The sequence below is a fragment of the Nocardioides secundeburneus genome, from assembly GCF_039939255.1.
Lineage (GTDB): Bacteria > Actinomycetota > Actinomycetes > Propionibacteriales > Nocardioidaceae > Nocardioides.
This window is the reverse complement of the sequence record NZ_JBDUUE010000001.1, coordinates 862,087-880,542: the sequence shown is the minus strand read 5'-3', so window position 1 is coordinate 880,542 and position 18,456 is coordinate 862,087. Positions and strand designations below refer to the sequence as shown.

Sequence of the window (18,456 nt, the reverse complement as noted above, 5' to 3'; positions counted from 1 at the left end):
GAGGCATGAGGACTTCCACCCTGGCGGCGTCCGTCCTGTCGATCGCCGTGCTCGCCGGTTGCTCCGACGGCGACGACGGTGACGGCGACGACGGGCCCGGCGCGGCCGCGGACGACGCCGACTTCCTCGGCGACCTCGGCGAGCCGGCGACGATCCAGTTCCGCCTCGTGACGGCGAGCGCCGCGCAGCCTTCTCCCCGGCTCGACGCGGTCGACTGCGACGCCCCTGCGCCGACAGCGGCCGACGCGCCGGCGTCGGGCTGCGACCCCTCCGGCCGGGCCTACCTGCTCGACGCCGCCGCGTTCGAGACCCCGGCCGCGTCGGCCGAGGCGAGCACCGAGCCGGGCACGGGCGACGTCGTCGTCCTGGTGACCCTGCCCGACCCCGCCGCCGAGGACCTCGAGGTGCTGTCGACGCAGTACGCGGGCGGCGACCAGCAGGTCGCGATCTTCGTCGCGGGCCGGGTCGTCTCGGCGCCAGTCTTCGCCTCGACCATCGACGACGGCGCGCTGCAGATCTCCGGCGGCGACCTCACCCCCGAGGTCGCCGAGGGCGTCGTCGCGGCGCTGACGTAGGTCAGATCACATCCCCAGGGGCGTGGGAACAAAGCGCCGCCGCGTGGTGTGGTCATAGACATGGCTACGACCGTTCCTTCCCTGTCCCTGAACAACGGCACCACGATCCCGCAGCTCGGGTTCGGCGTCTTCCAGGTGCCGCCCGCGCAGACCGCCGACACCGTGACGAAGGCGCTCGAGGTCGGCTACCGCCACATCGACACCGCCCAGATGTACGGCAACGAGCAGGAGACCGGCGTCGCGCTCTCGGCGTCCGGCATCCCGCGCGACGAGCTGTTCGTGACCAGCAAGCTCAACAACGGCTTCCACGGCCCCGACGACGCGCGGCGCACGTTCGACGAGACGCTGGCCAAGCTCGGGCTCGACCACATCGACCTGTTCCTCATCCACTGGCCGCTGCCGACGCTGTACGACGGCGACTACGCCGGCACCTGGCGCACCCTGCTGGAGTTCGTCGCCGACGGCCGGGCCCGTGCGGTCGGCGTGTCGAACTTCCAGCCCGCCCACCTCGACCGGATCGTCGCCGAGACCGGCGTCGTGCCGGCGGTCAACCAGATCGAGGCGCACCCCTTCTTCCTCAACGACGAGGCCCGCGCCGCGACCCACCGCCACGGCGCGCTCGTCGAGGCGTGGTCGCCGATCGCGCAGGGCGCGGTGCTCGACGACGAGACGATCGCCGAGATCGCCGCCGCCCACGACAAGACGCCGTCGCAGGTGACGCTGCGCTGGCACGTGCAGCGCGGGGACATCGTGTTCCCGAAGACGATGTCGCCCGAGCGCATGGCCGAGAACTTCGCGATCTTCGACTTCGAGCTGACCGACGACGAGGTCGCGAAGATCTCCGGGCTCGACCGCGGCGAGGACGGCCGCACCGGCCCGAACCCGGACACGTTCGACTACGTCCCGGCCTGAGTCCGGACCCAGGACGTCGGACCCCGGGACGGCGGACCCCAGGACGGCGGGGCGGGCCCGAAAGGCTCGCGCCCGCCGTCCGAGCTCCGCAGGGACTGCTTGCGCTTCTCGGCTGTGCAACCCGTGGGAACGTCAGGAGTACCCGGGTGCACCGGGTACTCCTCGCCCCCGGGCCGCATGAGCACCCGGTGCACCGGGTGTTCATGCAGCCTCAACCCAGCGCCCGCCCCCACGCCTCGAGCAGCCGCGAGAGCTCGGCGCGCTCGGACGGCGTGAACGACGCCACGAGCCGGCGCTCGTTGGCGACGTGCCGGCCGACGAGGTCGTCGACGAGGGCAAGCCCGGCGTCGGTGAGTCGGACCCGCCGCGAGCGGGCGTCGTCGGCGCACACGTTGCGCTCGACCCACCCGGCCGCGACCAGTCGGTCGACCCGCTTGGTGACCGCGCCCGAGCTGACCATCGTCGTCGCGCCGAGCTGGCCGGGGGTGAGCTCGTAGGGCGCGCCGGAGCGTCGCAGCGAGGCGAGCACGTCGAAGTCTCCGTCACCGAGCCCGGCCTCGGCGAAGACCGGTCGCAGCTCCTCGTCGAGGCGGGCGGCCAGCCGGTGCAGCCGGCCGATGATGCCCATCGGCGACGGGTCGAGGTCGGGGCGTTCGTGGCGCCACTGCTCGAGGATCCGTCCGACGTGGTCGAGGTCGTCGTCCGTTCCCATGCACTGGACATTATCTTACCCGGAAGATAATTTGTCTTCCATGGAAGACAACCAGGCTCGCACCGCCGCGATCGCCGCCGTCGCTCCGCTCGCGTGGGGCACGACCTACCTCGTCACCGAGCAGCTCCTCCCGCCCGACCGGCCGCTGTTCGCCGCCTTGATGCGCGCACTGCCGGCTGGGCTCCTGCTGCTGCTCGTCGTCCGGCGGCTGCCGCAGGGCGAGTGGTGGTGGCGCGCCGCAGTCCTCGGTGTCTGCAACATCGGACTGTTCTTCCCCCTGGTCTTCCTCGCCGCCTACCACCTGCCCGGCGGTCTCGCCGCCACCGTGCAGGCGGCGTCACCGCTCGCGGTCATGGCCATCGCGTTCCCGTTGCTACGCGAGCGTCCCGGCGCCGTCCGCGTCGCGGCCGCGCTCGTCGGGCTCACGGGCGTCGGCCTGCTCGTGCTGCGCTCGCCCGACGGCGTCACGGCGCTCGGCCTCGCCGGCGCGTTCGGCTCGGTGGCCGTCTCGGCGCTCGGCTTCGTGCTGGTCAAGAAGTGGGGCCGGCCCGAGGGCGTCGGCATGCTCACCATGGTCTCGTGGCAGCTGGTCGCCGGCGGCCTGCTGCTCCTGCCGCTCGCGCTGCTCGTCGAGGGCGCTCCCCCGGCCATCGACGCACCGGCCGCGCTCGGCTTCCTGTGGATCGGCGGCGTCGGCACGATCCTCGCCTACACCTGCTGGTTCCACGGCCTGAGCCGCATGCCCGCGGGCGCCGTCTCCATGGTCGGCCTGCTCAACCCGGTCACGGGCACCGCGCTCGGCGTGCTGTTCGCGGCCGAGGCGTTCGGCTGGGTCCAGGCCCTCGGCATGGCCCTCGTGCTCGGCGGCGTGCTCGCCGGTCAGCGGCGGACGCCGTCCGCCCCCGTGCCCCCGCCGGCGCCGACACCGCGACCGGAGATGGCGGGCGCTCGGTAGCGTCGTGCCCATGGGTGCTCTCGGATGACGTCGGCCGACCCCGACCCGGGGTTCCGGCTGCGCGACGTCGCCCTGAGTGCCTACGGGCCCACCGTCGTCAGCTCTACCGGGTTCGGCGCGGTGACGCCGATCCTCGCGCTGCGGGCCCGCGACCTGGGCGCCGACGTCGCCACGGCGGCGGTCGTCGTGGCCCTGCTGGGGCTCGGCATGCTCGTCGCGTCGCTGCCGGCCAGCGCGGTCGTGGCCCGCATCGGCGAGCGGCGGGCCCTCGTCTACGCCGGCGTGCTCGAGTCCGTGGCGATGGCGGTGGGCGCGCTCGCCACGTCGGTGGCGGTGCTGTCGGCGGCGGTCGTCGTCAGCGGCATGACCTGGACGACGTTCCTCATGGCCCGCCAGGGCTTCATGATCGACGTCGTCCCGCTCAGCCACCGCGCCCGGTCGCTGTCGCTGCTCGGCGGCTCACACCGGGTGGGCGTGTTCGTCGGGCCCCTCATCGGCGCGGGCCTCATCACCCTGGGCGGGTTGACCACCGTGTTCTGGTTCGCCGCCGCCTCCGCCCTGGCCTCGGCGGCACTGGCGTGGACCATGCCCGACGTCGGCACCGAGCGCCGCGGCGCTCAGCGCGAGCGCGGTCACCTCAGCGTGTGGCGCGTGCTGGTCGAACACCGCCGCGTGCTGCTGACCCTGGGCTCGGTCGTCATGGTGATCTCGGCGTCGCGCTCGGTGCGCAACGGACTCCTGCCGCTGTGGGCCGACCACGTCGGCCTGTCGGCCAGCACCACCTCGCTCGTGTTCGCGCTCGCCGGCCTGGTCGACATCCTCTTCTCCTACCCCGGCGGCTGGCTCATGGACCGCCGCGGGCGCACCATCGTCGCCGTCCCCGTCGTGCTCACCGTGGCGGTCGCGACCCTGCTCCTGCCGCTGGCCACGTCGACCTGGTCGGTGGCGGCCGCCGTGGCCCTCATGGCTGCCGGCAACGGGCTCGGCTCGGGCATCGTCATGGTGCTCGGCGCCGACTCAGCACCCGAGGAGGGGCGCGCCCAGTTCCTCGGCGGCTGGCGCCTGTGCGGCGACATCGGGCTCTCGGGCGGACCGTTCCTGGTCAGCGCGGTCGCCGCCGTCGCCCCGCTCGCGACCGCGTGCCTGGCGATCGGCGCCCTCGGCCTCGCCGGCACCGCGTGGACGGCGCGCCAGGTCGGCCGCGAGGACCGGCGGCTGGCCGCCGAGCGCGGGCTCAGCCGACCCGCACGCTGACCGGGTTGGAGAAGATGCCGCTGTCGGTGTCGATCACCCGGAACTGGTTCTCGCCGGGCGAGCCGGTCTGGACGAAGGTCGAGAACTCCTCGCCGTTGACCGGCACGGTGACCGGGAAGTCGCTCCACACGTCGTTCTCGAGACGCTGCACCAGCAGGACGGCGCCGTCGCCGCCGGGGTAGCTGCCGCTGAGGTCGATGGTGTCCATGGGGCCGACGGCCGACTGCTGGGTCGAGAGCGTGATCTCGTCCTCCGGCTCGGGCTCCTCGGTGACCGTCTTCTGCGGCTCGGGGACCGCAGTGTCGGTGAGCGTGACGTACTGCTCCGGCGTGCCGGTCTCGCTCGGCTCGGGCAGGAAGAGCGTCTCGCCCCGCGTCGTCGACTGCTCCGAGGCGCTGCCGTCGTCGGCGAGCCCGGTGGCGCGGCTGGCGAAGAGCGCGCCACCGGCGACGATGCCACCGACCAGGACGGCCACCGCGACGAGGGCGAGCAGACCCCACAGGACCGCGAACCCGGGCCGGTCGGACTCCTGCTCGTCGTGGTCGCCGATGTCGCTCATGCGGCCATTGTGAGTGACCGGACCTGACCGGCCAAACCCGGTCGGGCCGCCGGTCGTCCACAGGCGGCGGTGCGCGCGGTTTGTCCCCAGGGCGCCCCGGAGCATGCCTGGGTCGTGAACCCGACCCAGCAGCCCACCCGGCAGCCCACCCGTCAACCGACCCTGTCCGTACCGTCGCGCTGGCGCCGTCGCACCGAGCCCGCGCCCGGCGTCGTGGTCGCGGCTCGAGCGCCGTCGCTGCCGCCGAGCGGCGTGCGGCCCGAGCTCACCCTGCACCGCACGGCCGTCGGGCACGACGACCACGTCCGCTGGCGCGAGCAGGCCCTCGTCGAGCTCGCCGGCCTGCTCGACGACCTCGCGGTCGAGGACGACGACGCCTACGACCTCGACGGTCGCGACGTCGTCTACCACCGCTTCGCCCACCGCGTAGGTTCGGCGGACGTACTGTGCGATCAATGGTCGTGGCTCACCCACGGCGTCGGCACCACGCTCACGTGCTCGGCCGCGCGCGACGACTACCTCGACTACTCCGAGGTCTTCGAGGCCGTCGCGGCCACGGTGTCGCCCGCCTGAGCCGTGTGCCGCGAGCGCCAGTCGCGCGGCGACTCGCCGCGCTCCCGGGCGAAGGCCGCACTGAGCGCGAACGGCGAGCCGTAGCCGACCCGGCGCGCCACGGCCGCGACGGTGGTCCCGGGCTCGAGCAGCAGATCGGCGGCCAGCTCGAGTCGCCGCTCGGTCAGCCACACCATCGGCGGGCACCCGACCTGCTCGCGGAAGCGTCGGGCGAAGGCCGCGCGCGAGACGCGGGCGGCGTCGGCCAGCGCCGCCACCGTCCACGGGTGGTCGGGGTGGTGCTGCATGAGGCGCAGCGCCGGGCCCACGACCGGGTCTGACTGCGCCGTCCACCACGACGGGGGCACGGCCTCCGGTCGGTCGAACCAGGCCCGCAGCACGGCGATCAGCAGCAGGTCGAGCAGGCGGTCGAGCACGGCCTGCTGGCCGGGTGCGTCGCGGACCATCTCGACGGCGAGCAGGTCGATCAGCGGCCCGTCCAGCTCGTGCCGGCGCACCACGACGACGTCCGGGAGCACGCGCAGCAGCCGGGTGCCGACCTCCCCGTCGACGGCGTACGCCCCGGTGAGCAGGACCGTCTCGCCGACGGCGGCGTTGCCCCAGCTGCGCACGCCCTGATGCATCTCCTCGGCCAGCTCGCGCCCGTCGGGCGTGCGGCACACCTGGCCCGGGTGGATGACGGCCTGCACGGGCGTGGCGGGATCGTCGGCGACGACGGCGTAGACCGTGCCGGGCCGGCCGCGCAGCACCGCGAGGTCGCCCGGCTCGAGCCGCACCGGGACGCCGTCGTCGGGCACCAGCCAGGCGTGCCCGCGGACGACGGCGGTGACCGACAGCGGCGCGTCGTCGCGCAGGGCCACCGACCACGGCGGGTCGAGGAGGCACCGGAGCAGGAAGGCCCCGCGGGCCCGCGGCCCGTCGAGCAGCGCGGCCAGGTCGTCCATGACAGTGACTGTAGACGCACGGACATGTCCGCAGCCTCCTGCGCCATGGATCGTCTCGCCGGTCGGTGCTGGAGTGGCACCATGGTCGAAGCGCTCGAGAACCTCCGCACGCCGCTCCTGCTGCTGGCCGTTCTCGCCAACGGCCTCCAGGCCGGCACCTACTACACCTGGGCCAGCGGCGTGCTGCCCGGCCTCGCGCGCACCGACGACCGCACGTTCGTGCACGCGCTCCAGCAGACCAACGCCGCGATCGTGAACCCGGTGTTCCTGGCGACCTTCGTCGGGGCGCCCCTCCTCGCCGGGCTCGGCGTGCTCGCCGTCGACGGGTCCGCACGGGCGTGGGCCGTCGCCGGCCTGGTGCTCGCCGTCGCCACCGTGGTGGTGACGGTGGCCGGCAACGTCCCGCTCAACGACGCGCTCGCGGCGGCCGGGCCGGTCGACGGGATCACCGACCTCGCAGGCGTCCGCGAGGCCTTCGAGGGACCGTGGGTGCGGTGGAACGTCGTGCGGACCCTGACCTCGACCGGGGCGCTGGGCTGCCTGGCGGTGGCGATGGCGCGATGACTCCCGGTCGGCGTGCGAGTCTCAGTGGCATGAGACCCGACGACTCCCCCGCCGACCTGCACCGCGCCGTCGCCGGCGGCTTCACCTCGATCGTCGAGGGCACCGCCCCGGGCGACTGGGACGCGCCCGCGCCCGTCGAGGGCTGGACGGCGCGCGACGTCGTCCGGCACCTGGTGACCTGGTTCCCCGGCTTCCTCGAGGGTGGGTCGGGCGTCGCGGTGCCCGCTGGCCCGGGCGTGGACGCCGACCCCGTGGCCGCGTGGCGGGCCCAGGCCGACGGCGTCCAGGCGGTGCTCGACGACCCCGTCGCGTCGGCGACGGCGTTCAGCAACCCGCACACCGGCGAGATGCCCGTCGAGGTCGCGATCTCGCGGTTCTACACCGGAGACGTCTTCATGCACACCTGGGACCTCGCCCGCGCGACCGGCCAGCCGCACGGCCTCGACGACGAGCTCGCCGGCGCGATGCTCGCCGGCATGGAGCCCATCGAGGAGATGCTCCGCGCCAGCGGTCAGTACGGCCCGCGGGTCGACGTCCCCGACGACGCCGACGCCGTCTCGCGCCTCATGGGCTTCGTGGGGCGCGACCCCTCCTGAGGGCGCGGCCGGGGGTAGTCCCGGACGAACCTGTCGCTCCCCCGGGCGGAAAGGGGCGATTCCGTCCGGGACTATCCCTCGGGCCGGGGACGACGCACCGCCCGGACGACGGCGCCCCCGCGCGGCACCGAGGTGATGTTGCGGACCTTCGGGACGTCGTCGCCGACCGCTTCGACGTCGAACGACCGGAAGACCTCACGCAGCACCGCGACACCTTCCATCACCGAGAACCCGGCACCGATGCAGCGTCGGACGCCGCCGCCGAACGGGATCCAGGTGTTGGCCGGCGGGTTCTGGCCCAGGAAGCGCTCGGGCCGGAAGACCTCGGGGTCGGGGTGGAGGTCGTCGCGCTGGTGGGTGACCACGATCGAGGGGCCCACGGTGGTGCCGGCGGGCAGGTCGTGGCCGGCGACCGTGGTCGGCTCGAGCAGGGTGCGCACCACCATCGGGATGACCGGGTGCAGCCGCATGGCCTCCTTGAGCACGGCCTCGAGCCAGGCGTCGTCTCCCTCGCGGACGGCGTCGACCGTGCGGGCGTGCAGCTCCGGGTGGCGGCCGAGCTCGTGGAGCGACCAGGCGAGCGCGGTCGCCGTCGTCTCGTGACCGGCGAGCAGGAGCGTGACCAGCTGGTCGCGCAGCTCGACGTCGCTCAGCCGGTCGGCGGGGTCGGCACCGGGCTCGTGGCCGACCCGGATGAGCCGCGAGAGCACGTCGGTGCGCTCGGCGAGGTCGGGCGCCACGCGCCGCTCGCGGATCTCGGCGTGGATGAGCCGGTCGAGCTCGTACTGGTTGTCGACGGCGCGCCGCCAGACGCCGACCTTCTGCAGGCGCGGGTAGGTCCAGCCGAGCAGGACGACGGGCTCGATGTCGACCGTCGCGTTGACCCGCGGGCGCATCAGCGCCAGGCGGCGCTCGTCGGTGACGCCGAAGACGACCCGCAGGATCACCTCGAGCGTGAGCACGTTCATCCGGTCGAGCGAGCGGAAGCGGGCGTCGTCCGGCCAGTAAGCGACCTCGTCGCGGGCGAGGTCGGCGACCAGGTCGGCGTAGCCCTTGAGCGCCTGGCCGTTGAACGCCGGCATCAGCAGCTTGCGGGCCCGCTGGTGCTCGGTCGAGTCCTGCAGCAGCAGCGAGTGCCGGCCCATGACCGGGCCGAGGATCGAGTTGGCCTTACCGGCGTGGAAGACCTCCGGGTCGCCGGCGAAGACCTCCTTGGTGTGCTCGGGCCGGGTGAGCATCACCAGCGGACGGGCGCCCGGGACGAGGCGGACGGTGAAGACGTCGCCGTAGCGCCGGTGCAGGTAGGGGTGGAACCAGTGGCGGAAGCGCATCAGCGCGACAGTCTGCGCCAGGGCCGGCCACCGCGGCCCGGGTGGCAGGACGGCGCCGCGCGGCGGCACCGGGGTGCTGCCGCCGACCGAGCTCGTCGCGCGGAACCGCTGGGCGGTCAGGAGGGGTACGTCGTCGAGCGCCGTCACCCTCGTCAGGCTACTGAACATTCGTCAACAGTCCAGGGCTGAGCGGGTGCGGAACACCCGGTGCACCGGGTGTTCTGCGGGTTCTCAGGTGTTGCAACCGTTGAGAACGTCATGAGTACCCGGTGTACCGGGTGTTCCCCGCCCGGGCCCCCGGGGCCTGCCGGCTCAGTCGAGCAACCCGGTGCGACGCGCGATCGCGGCGGCCTCGGTGCGGCCGGAGGCGCCGAGCTTGCCGAGGATGTTCGACACGTGCACCGAGACCGTCTTGGTGCTGATGTAGAGCAGCTTGGCGATCTCGCCGTTGGTCCGGCCCTGGGCCACGTGGTCGAGGATCTCGCGCTCGCGCGTGGTGAGCGTGACGGTGCCCGCCCCCTCGGGGGAGCGCGGCGCCGCGGCCGAGCCGATCGCCCGCAGCTCGTCGAGCAGCGGCTGCGCGCCGAGCCGGCGCGCGGTCTCGCGGGCCCGGTCGCCGAGCTCGCGGGCCCCGGCGACGTCGCCCGTCGCGCGCAGGATGCCGGCGAGCCTGGTCTGCACGATCGCCTGCTCGTGCACGTGGCCGAAGTCGGCGAACAGCGTCTCGGTCTCGCGCCAGGTCTCGACCAGGACGTCGAGCGGGGGCGCCTCGATGCCGGATCGCCACCGGGCCCGCAGCGTCTCGGCGTCGAGTCGCTTCACCCAGGCCCGGCCCTCGGGGCCCCAGTAGCCCGAGGGGTCCTGGTAGCGGTCGAGCACCGTGTGCCCGTCGCCGTGCAGACGCTCGACGTGCCGCACCATCGACTCGCGCTCGGCCGTGCCGCGCCTCTCGAGCGCGTCGGCGACCACCCCGACGGCGACCGCGGCGAGCCGGATGCGGGCCGAGAACCACTCGTGCCAGATGCGGGAGAGCACCGCGACCGCGTCGTCGTAGACCGCCACGGCGGCCTCGGGGTCGTCGCGGCGTCCGGCGGCGACCATCTCGACCGGCGCGGCGTGGATGGCGACCGCGCCCTCGCGCCGCCAGAACGGCCGGAGGCCGAGCACGCGCGCGCCGACGTCGTCGCCGCGGTGCTGCAGCACCTGCAGGCGCATCGAGGTCAGCATGGCCCGCGGGATCGGCGGCGGGAACGGCCCCTCGACGACCATGAGGTCGAGGGCGCGCTCCCACTCGCCGCGCACGATGCAGATCCACGCCAGCTGCCAGCGGGCCTCGAACCCGTAGGGCGCCCAGGGCAGGCCCGCGTCGACGGCGCGCTCGATGCCGCTGGCGAACCACCGCTCGGCGGCGTCGAACTCGCCCCAGTCCTCGAACGAGCGGCCGAGCAGGAACCGGCCGCGCAGCTCGGCGTGGATGGCGTCGGCGGCCACGGCCCGCCCGACCGCCTCCTCCAGCGAGGCGCGCAACCCCTCCTTCGGCCCGGCCTTCTTCAGCCCCGACAGCGTGGTGATGACGTCGACCACGAGCTGGTGCAGGTCGAGCCGCTCGGCGAGCTCGAGGGCGTCGAGCCCCACCGTCTCGGCCTCGAGGTAGCGGCCGTAGGCGGCCAGGATCTTGGCGTGGTTGGCCAGCACCTGGGCCCGCAGCCCGCTGTCGCCCTCGGGCGCCAGCTCGACCGCGCGGCTCGAGACCGCGAGCGCGTCGGTCTCGATCTCCTCGGTGATGTAGAGCGCCTCGGCCTGGGCACTCAGCATGCGCGAGCGCCACGCGTCGGACGCCGACGCCGGCAGCCGCTCGAGCTGCTCGCCGATGACACCGATCGCCCGCTCGGGGTCGCCCGACTGCACCAGGGCCGCCGCGGCCTTGACCACCAGCTTCGACAGGTCGACGCCGTGGTCGCCGAGCTCGCCGCCGCCCGCGCGGCCGGCTCGTTCGGTGTCGCCACTCAGGATCTCCAGCGCCTGCTGGAAGTGGTAGGCCGCCTCGTCGGGGCCCCCGACGGCGCTCGCCTCGTTGCCCGCGCGCACGCTGGCCAGCAACGCCGTCGTCTTGTCCATCGCGAGGCGGGCGTGGCGGGCCAGCTCGGCCGCGGTGCCGCGCGCGGTGCCCTCGCTGAGGGCCGACACGTAGCGAGCGTGCAGCCGCGCCCGCTCGCCGGGCAGCAGGTCGTCGTAGACCGCCTCGCCCAGCAGCGCGTGCCGGAAGGCGTAGGCGCCCCGGTCGGCGACCAGCACGTTCATCTCGACGGCGCCGCGCAGGCCGGCCTCGAGCGCCGCGGGCGTCTGGCCGGACGTCGCCTCGAGCAGCTCGTGGGTGACCCGGCGTCCGCTCGCGCTGGCGGTGCGCACCACCTGCCGCGCGTCGTCGTCGAGGCGGTCGAGGCGCACGAGCAGCACGTCGGCGAGGTCGGCCGGCACGACGCTGCCCGGGTCGGCCGCCGCGCTGACGAGCTCCTCGACGAAGAACGCGTTGCCCTCGGCCCGCGCGACGACGTCGGCGACCTCGGCGTCGGGCAGGCCGTCGGGCACGAGCTCGCGCACGAGCGAGCGGACGTCGTCGTCGTCGAGCGGCGACAGCGTGATGCGGTCGACCCCGCGCAGCCGCGACCACTCGGCCACCTGGCGGCGCAGCGGGTGACGGCGGTGCAGGTCGTCGGTGCGGTAGGAGGCCACGACGGCGAACCCGCCGGGGTCGAGCCGCGAGAGCAGGAAGCTGAGCATGTCGCGCGTCGACCGGTCGGCCCAGTGGGTGTCCTCGATGACGAGCAGCAGCGGCGCGCGGCGGGCCGCGGCCTCGAGGACGGCGGCCATCGCCCGGAACAGGTCGGCCCGGTCGAGCGCGGACGCCTCGGCGTCGACCTGCTCGGCCGCCGGGCCACTCATCTGGCGCCGGTTGGGCAGCAGCCGCGCGAGGGCCGGGTGCGCCGCACCGACCTCGGTGACGACGTCCGGCTGCTCGACCACGAGCCGGCCGAGCACCTCGGAGAACGGCAGGTAGGGCAGGGCGCTGTCGCCGAAGTCGAGGCAGTGCCCGGCGTGGACCTGCCACCCCTCGCCGACGGCGACGTCGCGCAGCGCCCGCAGCAACCGGGTCTTGCCGACGCCGGCGTCGCCCGAGAGCAGCACGTCGGTCAGGTCGGCGGCGGCCCGCGCCGGCCGCACGCCGAGCGAGGCGGCGATCTCGGCCAGCTCGGCGTCGCGGCCGATCATCGTGCTGGACTGGATCGCGGGCATGGTCTCCATTCTGTCCTCCCTCACCGTTCCCGGGCCGCAACGACGAACGCCGAGCCTCGGACCTCGGGGAGGTCGGGAGACTCGGCGCTCGGGGGCTCGGACGGCGCGGGTCGCTCGGGGCGCGCCCCGGCCGTCGTGACCGGCGTCAGCGGACGCGCCGGTTGAGGGACTCGCGGATTCCGACGAACGGGGTGCGCGTCCGGCGCACGGCCTTGCCGCGTCGGTCCGGGGCCAGGGTGAGCCGGTCGCGGCGGTAGTCGATCTCGGCCTGGATGGATGCGTAGTCGTACATGGTGGCTCTCCTGCCTACCTCAGGACCGGCACGGTGCCGGTCACGTAGGACGAGGTTCGCCGTCTGAGGTAGGGCCGGGCATCGGGCAAGCGTCCTATCCTCCGGGCGCGCCTACCTCAGACAGGCACTCCGGCCGCGGGGCGTGCCTCAGACCGGCCGGCCGCCCACCCACGTCGCGGCCACGAGCGGCACCCCGGGCCGGTAGGCCAGGTGGCGGTACGACGGCGCGTCGAGGACGACGAGGTCGGCGCGCGCCCCCACGGTGAGCCGGCCGACGTCGTCGCGGCCGAGCGCGGCGGCACCCCCGGCCGTGGCCGCGTGCAGCGCCTCGGCCGGCGTCAGGCCCATCTCCCGGACGGCGAGCGCGATGCAGAACGGGATCGAGGAGGTGAAGCACGAGCCCGGGTTGCAGTCGCTCGCGATGGCGACCCGGACGCCGGCGTCGAGCAGCCGGCGCGCGTCGGGGTAGGGCTGACGGGTCGAGAACTCGACGCCGGGCAGCAGCGTCGCGACCGTGCCCGAGCCGGCGAGCGCGTCGACGTCGTCGTCGGTGAGGTAGGTGCAGTGGTCGACCGCGACGAGGCCGAGCTCGCACGCCAGCGCGACGCCGGGGCCTGGGCCGAGCTGGTTGGCGTGCAGGCGACCGCGGAGGCCGGCGGCCGCGCCCGCGGCGAGGATCGTGCGGGCCTGGTCGGCGTCGAAGGCCCCGCGCTCGCAGAAGACGTCGATCCAGCGCGCGTACGGCGCCGCGGCCTCGAGCATCGGGCCGGTGACGAGGTCGACGTAGCCGGCGGGGTCGTCGGCGTGCTCGGCCGGGACGACGTGCGCGCCGAGGAACGTGGTCTCGTCGGTGAACTGGCGCGCGACCGCGAGCGCGCGGGCCTCGTCGGCCACCGTGAGCCCGTAGCCGCTCTTGACCTCGACCGTGGTCGTGCCCTGCCGGCGCATCTCGGCGAACAGCCGGGCGACCTGGGCGGTGAGCTGCTCGTCGGTGGCGGCGCGGGTGGCCGCGACCGTCGTCCGGATGCCGCCGGCGGCGTAGGGCGTGCCGGACATCCGGGCCTCGAACTCGGCCGCGCGGTCGCCGGCGAAGACCAGGTGGGAGTGCGAGTCGACGAACCCGGGGACGACGGCACGCCCGCCGACGTCGACCGCGGCGTCGGCGGCGGGCGCCTCGTGGGCCGGCCCGACCCAGGCGACGCGGTCGCCGTCGACGACGAGGGCGGCGTCGTCGACGACCGGGCGGACGTCGTCATAGGTGGTGAGCTCGGCGATGCCGGTGATCAGGGTGCTGGCCACAGGGCTCCGATCGCCTCGTCGAGCTCGCGCCCGATCTCCTCGTCGTCGTCGGGCGTGTAGGCCAGCTCGCCACCCACCACGACCCGCACGACGTCGGCGGCCGTTGCGGCGAACACGGCCGTGTGCTCGTCGGCGCCGGTGCCGGCGGTGCGCGGCGAGCGGGTGTCGAGGGTGACCAGGTCGGCCCGCTGCCCGACGGCGATCGCGCCGACGTCGTCGATGCCGAGGGCCGGGTGGGCCGTGCCGACGGCGAGCAGCTCGGCCGCCGTCCAGTGGCCGCGGCGGTGGGTCGCGAGGCGCTCGTGCATCTCGAGCGCCCGCAGCTCCTCCCACGGGTCGACGACGGCGTGGCTGTCGCTGCCGATGCTCACGCGGCAGCCGGCGTCGTGGAGCCGGCGGGCGGGCCCGATGCCGTCGGCGAGGTCGCGCTCGGTGGTCGGGGTGACGCAGACCTGGGTGCGGGAGTCGCCGAGCAGCCGGACGTCGTCGTCGGTGAGGTGCGTGGCGTGCACGACCGTGGTGCCGGGGCCGAGCAGGCCCTCCTCGTGCAGCAGGCGCGTGGGCGTGATGCCGTACGCCGCCAGGCAGGCCTCGTTCTCGGCCGGCTGCTCCGACAGGTGCACGTGCAGGGGAGCCCAGTCGCGGAAGACGTGCAGCTGGTCGCGCGGCACCGCGCGCACGGAGTGGATCGCGGCCGGGCCGCCGTCGGCGCGGTCGGCCCACTGCTCGGCGGTGCCGTCGCCGAAGCGCACCTGGGCGCCGGCGAGCGGCTCGCCGAACCCGCCGCTGAGGTAGCAGGTGTCGAGCACCCGGACCCGGATGCCGGCGTCGTCGGCCGCGTGCTGCAGGGCCGAGCCCATCGCGTCCTCCTCGGGGTAGCGGGTGCCGTCGGGCCGGTGGTGCAGGTAGTGGAACTCGCCCACGCTCGTGTAGCCGGCCGCGACCATCTCGCGGTAGGCCGCGCGGGCCAGGCGATGGTAGGAGTCGGGGTCGAGGCGCTCGGCGACGGCGTACATCTGCTCGCGCCAGGTCCAGAACGTGCCCTGCCCGCGCTGGGTGCGCCCGCGCAGCGCCCGGTGGAAGGCGTGGCTGTGGGCGTTGGCGAGGCCGGGGAGGGTGAGCCCCGCGACCCGCTCGCCCCCGCTGCCGCCCGGCGTCACCTGCGCGAACCGCCCGTCGACGACGTCGACCAGCACGTCGTCGTGCACGGCCCCGTCGACCCACGCGCGCTCGAGCAGGAACGCCGTCATCAGCCGCAGAGCCGCTCGAGCGTGGTCGCGAGCGCCTCGACGCCGGCGAGGCAGTCGTCGGCCTCGGCGTGCTCGGCGGGCGAGTGCGAGACGCCGGTGGGGTTGCGGACGAACAGCATCGCGCTGCGGATGCCGCGCCCGTGCAGCACCCCCGCGTCGTGACCGGCCGCCGTGGACAGCACCGGCCAGTCGCCGACCGCGTGGTCGCGGCGCAGGCTCTCGATCAGCTCCTCGTCGAACCACACGGCCGGCGAGACCGACTCGGCGGTCACCGTGACCGTGGTGCCGTCGCGCTCGGCCCGCTCGCGAGCCTGGCGCTCGACCGCGGCGACCAGGTCGGCGACGGCCTGCTCGCCGTCGCCGCGCGCGTCGAGCCAGGCCGCGACGCGCGACGGCACGGCGTTGGTGCCGTTGGGCGCCACCTCGACCCGTCCGAACGTCGCCCGCTGGTCGGCCAGGCGCGCCTGCTTGTTGGCCGCGAGCGCCGTCATGGCGTAGGTGAGCATCGGGTCGGCGCGGTCGTCCATGCGGGTACTGCCGGCGTGGTTGGCCTCTCCTTCGAAGTCGAAGCGGTAGCGACCGTGCGGCCAGATGCCGCTCGCGACCCCGACCGCCGACCCCTGGTCGACCAGGTCGCGGCCCTGCTCGACGTGCAGCTCGACGTAGGTGCTGACGGCGTCGAGCAGCAGCGACCCGGCGTCGCCGTCGACGACGTCGCCCAGCGCGACGCCGGCGCGGTCGCGGAGCCCGCGGGCGTCGTCCCACGACACGGCGCCGGTGGCCAGGCGCGAGCCGAGGCAGGCCTGGCCGAAGCGGGAGCCCTCCTCCTCCACGAACGCCGCGACGCCGATGCGCCGCCGGGGGACGACGCCCCGCTCGCGCAGCACGTCGACCGCGGCGAACGCCGAGACGACGCCGAGGGGGCCGTCGAACGCGCCGCCGTCGAGCACGGAGTCGAGGTGGCTGCCGGTGAGCAGCGCGGGCTCGTCGTCGGCGGCCGTGGGGGACCACCAGGCGACCGCGTTGCCGAACCCGTCGGTCTCGACGTCGAGGCCCCGGGCGGCGGCCTGCTCGGCGAACCAGGCGGCGAGCTCGCGCTCGGCCGACTCGAACGGCTGGCGGAAGTAGCCGCCGGACGACGCCGACAGCCCGATCGGCTCGAGGTCGGCCCACATGCGCTCGAAGTCGTCCGCCACGGGGACCACCCTAGGGTGGGGCCATGGAGTTCCAGGACGTCGTGCAGCGACGCCGCATGGTCCGCAAGTACGACGACCGGCCGGTCGACCCAGCGATCATCGACCGGGCCCTCGACAACGCCACCCGCGCACCCAGCGCCGGCTTCAGCCAGGGGTGGGCGTTCGTCGTCCTCGACACCCCGGCCGACGTCGCCCGGTTCTGGGAGGTCAGCGCCGAGGGCGTGCCCGACCGGTGGCGCCGCGGCATGATGAGCGCGCCCGTCATCGTGCTGCCGTGCAGCAGCAAGGCGGCCTACCTCGACCGTTACGCCGAGTCCGACAAGGGCTGGACCGACCGCGACGAGGCGCGCTGGCCGATGCCCTACTGGCACATGGACACCGCGATGGCCAGCCTGCTGGTGCTCCAGACCGTCACCGACGCCGGCCTCGGCGCCTGCTTCTTCGGCGTCGCCCCGGGCCGCGAGGGCGCCCTGCGCAGCGAGTTCGGCATCCCCGACTCGCACGACCCGATCGGCGTCATCAGCATCGGGCACGCCGCCGAGGGCGGCGCCCAGGGCTCCCCGGCCACGCGCCGCCGTACCCCGGCCGGCGACGTCGTGCACCGCGGGGGCTGGCGGGGCTGACCCGCGTCACAGCGTGCGCTCGAGCAACGCCTTCAGCTCGGTGAAGTGCCGCTCGGCGCCCGCTTCCTGGTACATCGAGGTGTCGGCCATCGAGTAGCCGTGCGGGGCGTCGGGGTAGACCGCGTTGTCGGCGACCAGGCCGTGCTCGGCGAGCGCGGCGCCCAGCGCGTCGACGGCCTCGGCCGGCATCGACGGGTCCTGGTCGGCGTGGCCGAACACGAACTCGGCCCGCGCGGACGCCAGCCCGAGGTGCGGGCTGTCGGACGCATCGGTGACCAGCCCGCCGCCGTGGAAGCCGCCGCACGCGGCGACGTCGTCGGGATGGCCGGTGGCCGCGCGCATCGCGAGCCGCGCGCCCATGCAGTAGCCGGTGACGCCGATGGGGCCACTGTCGACGCCGTCGAGGCCGCGCACGAAGGCGACGTAGGCCGCGATGTCGGGCACCGCGAGGTCGCTCGTCAGGCCGTGCACCCGCGGCATCGCCTGCTCGAAGAACGCCTCGCGCTCCCCCGGCTCGCGCAGGTCGGCGTGCGGCCGCACGGCGTCGACGTCGCCGTCGCGGTAGAACACGTTGGGCGCGACCAAGACGTAGCCCCACGACGCGATGCGGTCGCACATCTCGGCGATCTGCGGGCGGACGCCGATGGCGTCCATGAAGAACAGCACGCCCGGCCCCGAGCCCGACGGCGGTCGGGCGACGTAGGCCTGGGCGGTGCCGGCCGGGACGGGGACGTCGACGAGATCCATGACGCCGACGGTAGCGGCGGGGTGGAGCGGGAGCGCGAATCTGGCCGGGGAGCGCGGGTGGGGAACACCCGTGGGCGGGTGGGACGACGCTCTACTCGACCAACGCCGGCTCGAGCGCGTCGACGTCGAGCTCGACGAACGACAGGCCGCCGCCGTCACCGTCGATCTCGAACTCGGCCGAGAACGCGCCGCAGCTGAGCGTCGTCCCGAGGGTGGGCGGCGGGGCCGGCTCGGCGTCCGGGGTCGGGCCGCCGGACGGCGGCTCGACCGGCTCGGCCTCGGGCTCCGGCGGGTCGTCGTCCTGCCAGTCGCAGTCGGCGAGGTCGAGGCCGATCGAGGCGGTGGCGTCGGCGACGGCGCCGTCGAGCTCGTCGTTGACGGGCTCGAGCATCCGCACCGTCACCGAGACCCGGCCGCTGCCGAGGTCGAAGCAGTAGTCGATGAGCTCGGCGTCGTTGCGGGCGGCGTAGTCGCGCGCACGGTCCTCACCGAGGGCGCAGCCGGCCGTGCCCGACAGCCCGTCCTTGTCGGCCAGCAGCGCGAGCAGCTGCGGCAGCGCGTCGCTCAGCACGCCGGCGCCGGCCAGCGCGGCGGCGTCGGCCGCGCTCTGCGCCTGGGTCTTCTGGTCGGCGCCGCGGGCGAGCAGCGCCACGCCCCAGACCGCCACGGCCACCAGGCCGAGCACGCAGCAGACGACGAGCGCCGTCGCCACCTGTCCGCGCTCGTCACGCACCCGGGTGGCGCGAGCGCGCCGAAGCCGGCCCGGGACGTCGTCCCGGA

The 18,456-nt window shown here is 74.8% G+C and carries 19 protein-coding genes; 8 read left to right on the top strand and 11 right to left on the bottom strand.

Annotated features, from left to right (window positions below; all coding sequences use genetic code 11):
* Window positions 1-5 precede the first annotated feature (5 nt).
* Complete coding sequence (locus ABFT23_RS04015; RefSeq protein ID WP_347892763.1) at window positions 6-575, top strand: SecDF P1 head subdomain-containing protein; 570 nt, start codon at window positions 6-8, stop codon at window positions 573-575.
* Between the two features lie 60 nt (window positions 576-635).
* The gene (locus ABFT23_RS04010; RefSeq protein WP_347892761.1) at window positions 636-1,487 is read left to right on the top strand and encodes an aldo/keto reductase; all 852 of its coding nucleotides are present in this window, start codon (window positions 636-638) and stop codon (window positions 1,485-1,487) included.
* Window positions 1,488-1,698: 211 nt separating this feature from the next.
* Here ABFT23_RS04010 and ABFT23_RS04005 read toward each other — a convergent pair whose 3' ends face one another.
* Window positions 1,699-2,199: a MarR family winged helix-turn-helix transcriptional regulator gene (locus tag ABFT23_RS04005; RefSeq protein WP_347892760.1), complete on the bottom strand. Its 501-nt coding sequence runs from the start codon at window positions 2,197-2,199 to the stop codon at window positions 1,699-1,701.
* Window positions 2,200-2,239: 40 nt separating this feature from the next.
* Between ABFT23_RS04005 and ABFT23_RS04000 the strand changes: the two genes are divergently transcribed.
* Together ABFT23_RS04000 and ABFT23_RS03995 are read left to right on the top strand one after the other, a co-directional pair.
* Window positions 2,240-3,154, top strand: a complete 915-nt coding sequence (locus ABFT23_RS04000; protein ID WP_347892759.1) for an EamA family transporter — start codon at window positions 2,240-2,242, stop codon at window positions 3,152-3,154.
* A gap of 24 nt (window positions 3,155-3,178) precedes the next feature.
* Window positions 3,179-4,408, top strand: coding sequence for an MFS transporter (locus tag ABFT23_RS03995; protein ID WP_347892757.1), 1,230 nt, complete (start codon window positions 3,179-3,181; stop codon window positions 4,406-4,408).
* Here ABFT23_RS03995 and ABFT23_RS03990 read toward each other — a convergent pair.
* Window positions 4,389-4,967 (bottom strand): hypothetical protein, encoded by a 579-nt coding sequence (locus ABFT23_RS03990; protein WP_347892756.1) that lies wholly within the window; start codon window positions 4,965-4,967, stop codon window positions 4,389-4,391. The two genes, ABFT23_RS03995 and ABFT23_RS03990, sit on opposite strands and share 20 nt — an antisense overlap.
* A gap of 114 nt (window positions 4,968-5,081) precedes the next feature.
* On the opposite strand from ABFT23_RS03990, the gene ABFT23_RS03985 reads away from it, so the two are divergent.
* Window positions 5,082-5,540, top strand: coding sequence for a hypothetical protein (locus ABFT23_RS03985; RefSeq protein ID WP_347892754.1), 459 nt, complete (start codon window positions 5,082-5,084; stop codon window positions 5,538-5,540).
* Here ABFT23_RS03985 and ABFT23_RS03980 read toward each other — a convergent pair.
* The gene (locus tag ABFT23_RS03980) at window positions 5,492-6,484 is read right to left on the bottom strand and encodes an AraC family transcriptional regulator (RefSeq protein ID WP_347892752.1); all 993 of its coding nucleotides are present in this window, start codon (window positions 6,482-6,484) and stop codon (window positions 5,492-5,494) included. The genes ABFT23_RS03985 and ABFT23_RS03980 overlap by 49 nt on opposite strands.
* A gap of 81 nt (window positions 6,485-6,565) precedes the next feature.
* On the opposite strand from ABFT23_RS03980, the gene ABFT23_RS03975 reads away from it, so the two are divergent.
* Together ABFT23_RS03975 and ABFT23_RS03970 are read left to right on the top strand one after the other, a co-directional pair.
* A complete protein-coding gene (locus tag ABFT23_RS03975; RefSeq protein ID WP_347892751.1) occupies window positions 6,566-7,048 on the top strand; it encodes an anthrone oxygenase family protein in 483 nt (160 codons plus the stop codon).
* 29 nt (window positions 7,049-7,077) lie between these two features.
* A complete protein-coding gene (locus ABFT23_RS03970) occupies window positions 7,078-7,644 on the top strand; it encodes a TIGR03086 family metal-binding protein (RefSeq protein ID WP_347892749.1) in 567 nt (188 codons plus the stop codon).
* Window positions 7,645-7,715: 71 nt separating this feature from the next.
* Here ABFT23_RS03970 and ABFT23_RS03965 read toward each other — a convergent pair whose 3' ends face one another.
* The 6 genes from ABFT23_RS03965 to ABFT23_RS03940 all read right to left on the bottom strand — a co-directional run bounded on the left by ABFT23_RS03965 (window position 7,716) and on the right by ABFT23_RS03940 (window position 16,306).
* Entirely contained in the window at window positions 7,716-9,122 is a 1,407-nt protein-coding gene (locus ABFT23_RS03965) for a cytochrome P450 (protein ID WP_347892748.1), read from the bottom strand.
* 165 nt (window positions 9,123-9,287) lie between these two features.
* Window positions 9,288-12,269 (bottom strand): helix-turn-helix transcriptional regulator, encoded by a 2,982-nt coding sequence (locus ABFT23_RS03960; RefSeq protein WP_347892747.1) that lies wholly within the window; start codon window positions 12,267-12,269, stop codon window positions 9,288-9,290.
* Window positions 12,270-12,414: 145 nt separating this feature from the next.
* On the bottom strand, window positions 12,415-12,561 hold the full coding sequence (locus tag ABFT23_RS03955; RefSeq protein ID WP_347892745.1) for a hypothetical protein: 147 nt from the start codon (window positions 12,559-12,561) through the stop codon (window positions 12,415-12,417).
* Window positions 12,562-12,708: 147 nt separating this feature from the next.
* Complete coding sequence (gene hutI / locus ABFT23_RS03950; RefSeq protein ID WP_457622930.1) at window positions 12,709-13,860, bottom strand: imidazolonepropionase; 1,152 nt, start codon at window positions 13,858-13,860, stop codon at window positions 12,709-12,711.
* Window positions 13,845-15,110: a formimidoylglutamate deiminase gene (locus ABFT23_RS03945; protein WP_347892743.1), complete on the bottom strand. Its 1,266-nt coding sequence runs from the start codon at window positions 15,108-15,110 to the stop codon at window positions 13,845-13,847. Before ABFT23_RS03945 ends, hutI begins: the two co-directional genes overlap by 16 nt.
* A complete protein-coding gene (locus ABFT23_RS03940) occupies window positions 15,110-16,306 on the bottom strand; it encodes an allantoate amidohydrolase (RefSeq protein WP_347892742.1) in 1,197 nt (398 codons plus the stop codon). Before ABFT23_RS03940 ends, ABFT23_RS03945 begins: the two co-directional genes overlap by 1 nt.
* Before the next feature lie 23 nt (window positions 16,307-16,329).
* On the opposite strand from ABFT23_RS03940, the gene ABFT23_RS03935 reads away from it, so the two are divergent.
* On the top strand, window positions 16,330-16,929 hold the full coding sequence (locus ABFT23_RS03935; RefSeq protein ID WP_347892740.1) for a nitroreductase family protein: 600 nt from the start codon (window positions 16,330-16,332) through the stop codon (window positions 16,927-16,929).
* Between the two features lie 6 nt (window positions 16,930-16,935).
* Here ABFT23_RS03935 and ABFT23_RS03930 read toward each other — a convergent pair whose 3' ends face one another.
* Window positions 16,936-17,676 (bottom strand): dienelactone hydrolase family protein, encoded by a 741-nt coding sequence (locus ABFT23_RS03930; protein WP_347892739.1) that lies wholly within the window; start codon window positions 17,674-17,676, stop codon window positions 16,936-16,938.
* A gap of 91 nt (window positions 17,677-17,767) precedes the next feature.
* Window positions 17,768-18,409: a pilus assembly protein TadG-related protein gene (locus tag ABFT23_RS03925; RefSeq protein WP_347892737.1), complete on the bottom strand. Its 642-nt coding sequence runs from the start codon at window positions 18,407-18,409 to the stop codon at window positions 17,768-17,770.
* Between the last annotated feature and the right edge of the window lie 47 nt (window positions 18,410-18,456).

Excerpts from the sequence above, each read along its gene's own strand:
- ABFT23_RS03980 (WP_347892752.1), bottom strand. The coding sequence starts at position 6,484 with ATGGACGACCTGGCCGCGCTGCTCGACGGGCCGCGGGCCCGCGGGGCC.
- ABFT23_RS03995 (WP_347892757.1), top strand. The coding sequence starts at position 3,179 with ATGACGTCGGCCGACCCCGACCCGGGGTTCCGGCTGCGCGACGTCGCC.
- ABFT23_RS03960 (WP_347892747.1), bottom strand. The coding sequence starts at position 12,269 with ATGCCCGCGATCCAGTCCAGCACGATGATCGGCCGCGACGCCGAGCTG.
- ABFT23_RS03975 (WP_347892751.1), top strand. The coding sequence starts at position 6,566 with ATGGTCGAAGCGCTCGAGAACCTCCGCACGCCGCTCCTGCTGCTGGCC.
- ABFT23_RS03930 (WP_347892739.1), bottom strand. The coding sequence starts at position 17,676 with ATGGATCTCGTCGACGTCCCCGTCCCGGCCGGCACCGCCCAGGCCTAC.
- ABFT23_RS04005 (WP_347892760.1), bottom strand. The coding sequence starts at position 2,199 with ATGGGAACGGACGACGACCTCGACCACGTCGGACGGATCCTCGAGCAG.
- ABFT23_RS04015 (WP_347892763.1), top strand. The coding sequence starts at position 6 with ATGAGGACTTCCACCCTGGCGGCGTCCGTCCTGTCGATCGCCGTGCTC.
- ABFT23_RS03955 (WP_347892745.1), bottom strand. The coding sequence starts at position 12,561 with ATGTACGACTACGCATCCATCCAGGCCGAGATCGACTACCGCCGCGAC.
- ABFT23_RS04010 (WP_347892761.1), top strand. The coding sequence starts at position 636 with ATGGCTACGACCGTTCCTTCCCTGTCCCTGAACAACGGCACCACGATC.
- ABFT23_RS03990 (WP_347892756.1), bottom strand. The coding sequence starts at position 4,967 with ATGAGCGACATCGGCGACCACGACGAGCAGGAGTCCGACCGGCCCGGG.
- ABFT23_RS03970 (WP_347892749.1), top strand. The coding sequence starts at position 7,078 with ATGAGACCCGACGACTCCCCCGCCGACCTGCACCGCGCCGTCGCCGGC.
- ABFT23_RS03945 (WP_347892743.1), bottom strand. The coding sequence starts at position 15,110 with ATGACGGCGTTCCTGCTCGAGCGCGCGTGGGTCGACGGGGCCGTGCAC.
- ABFT23_RS04000 (WP_347892759.1), top strand. The coding sequence starts at position 2,240 with ATGGAAGACAACCAGGCTCGCACCGCCGCGATCGCCGCCGTCGCTCCG.
- ABFT23_RS03935 (WP_347892740.1), top strand. The coding sequence starts at position 16,330 with ATGGAGTTCCAGGACGTCGTGCAGCGACGCCGCATGGTCCGCAAGTAC.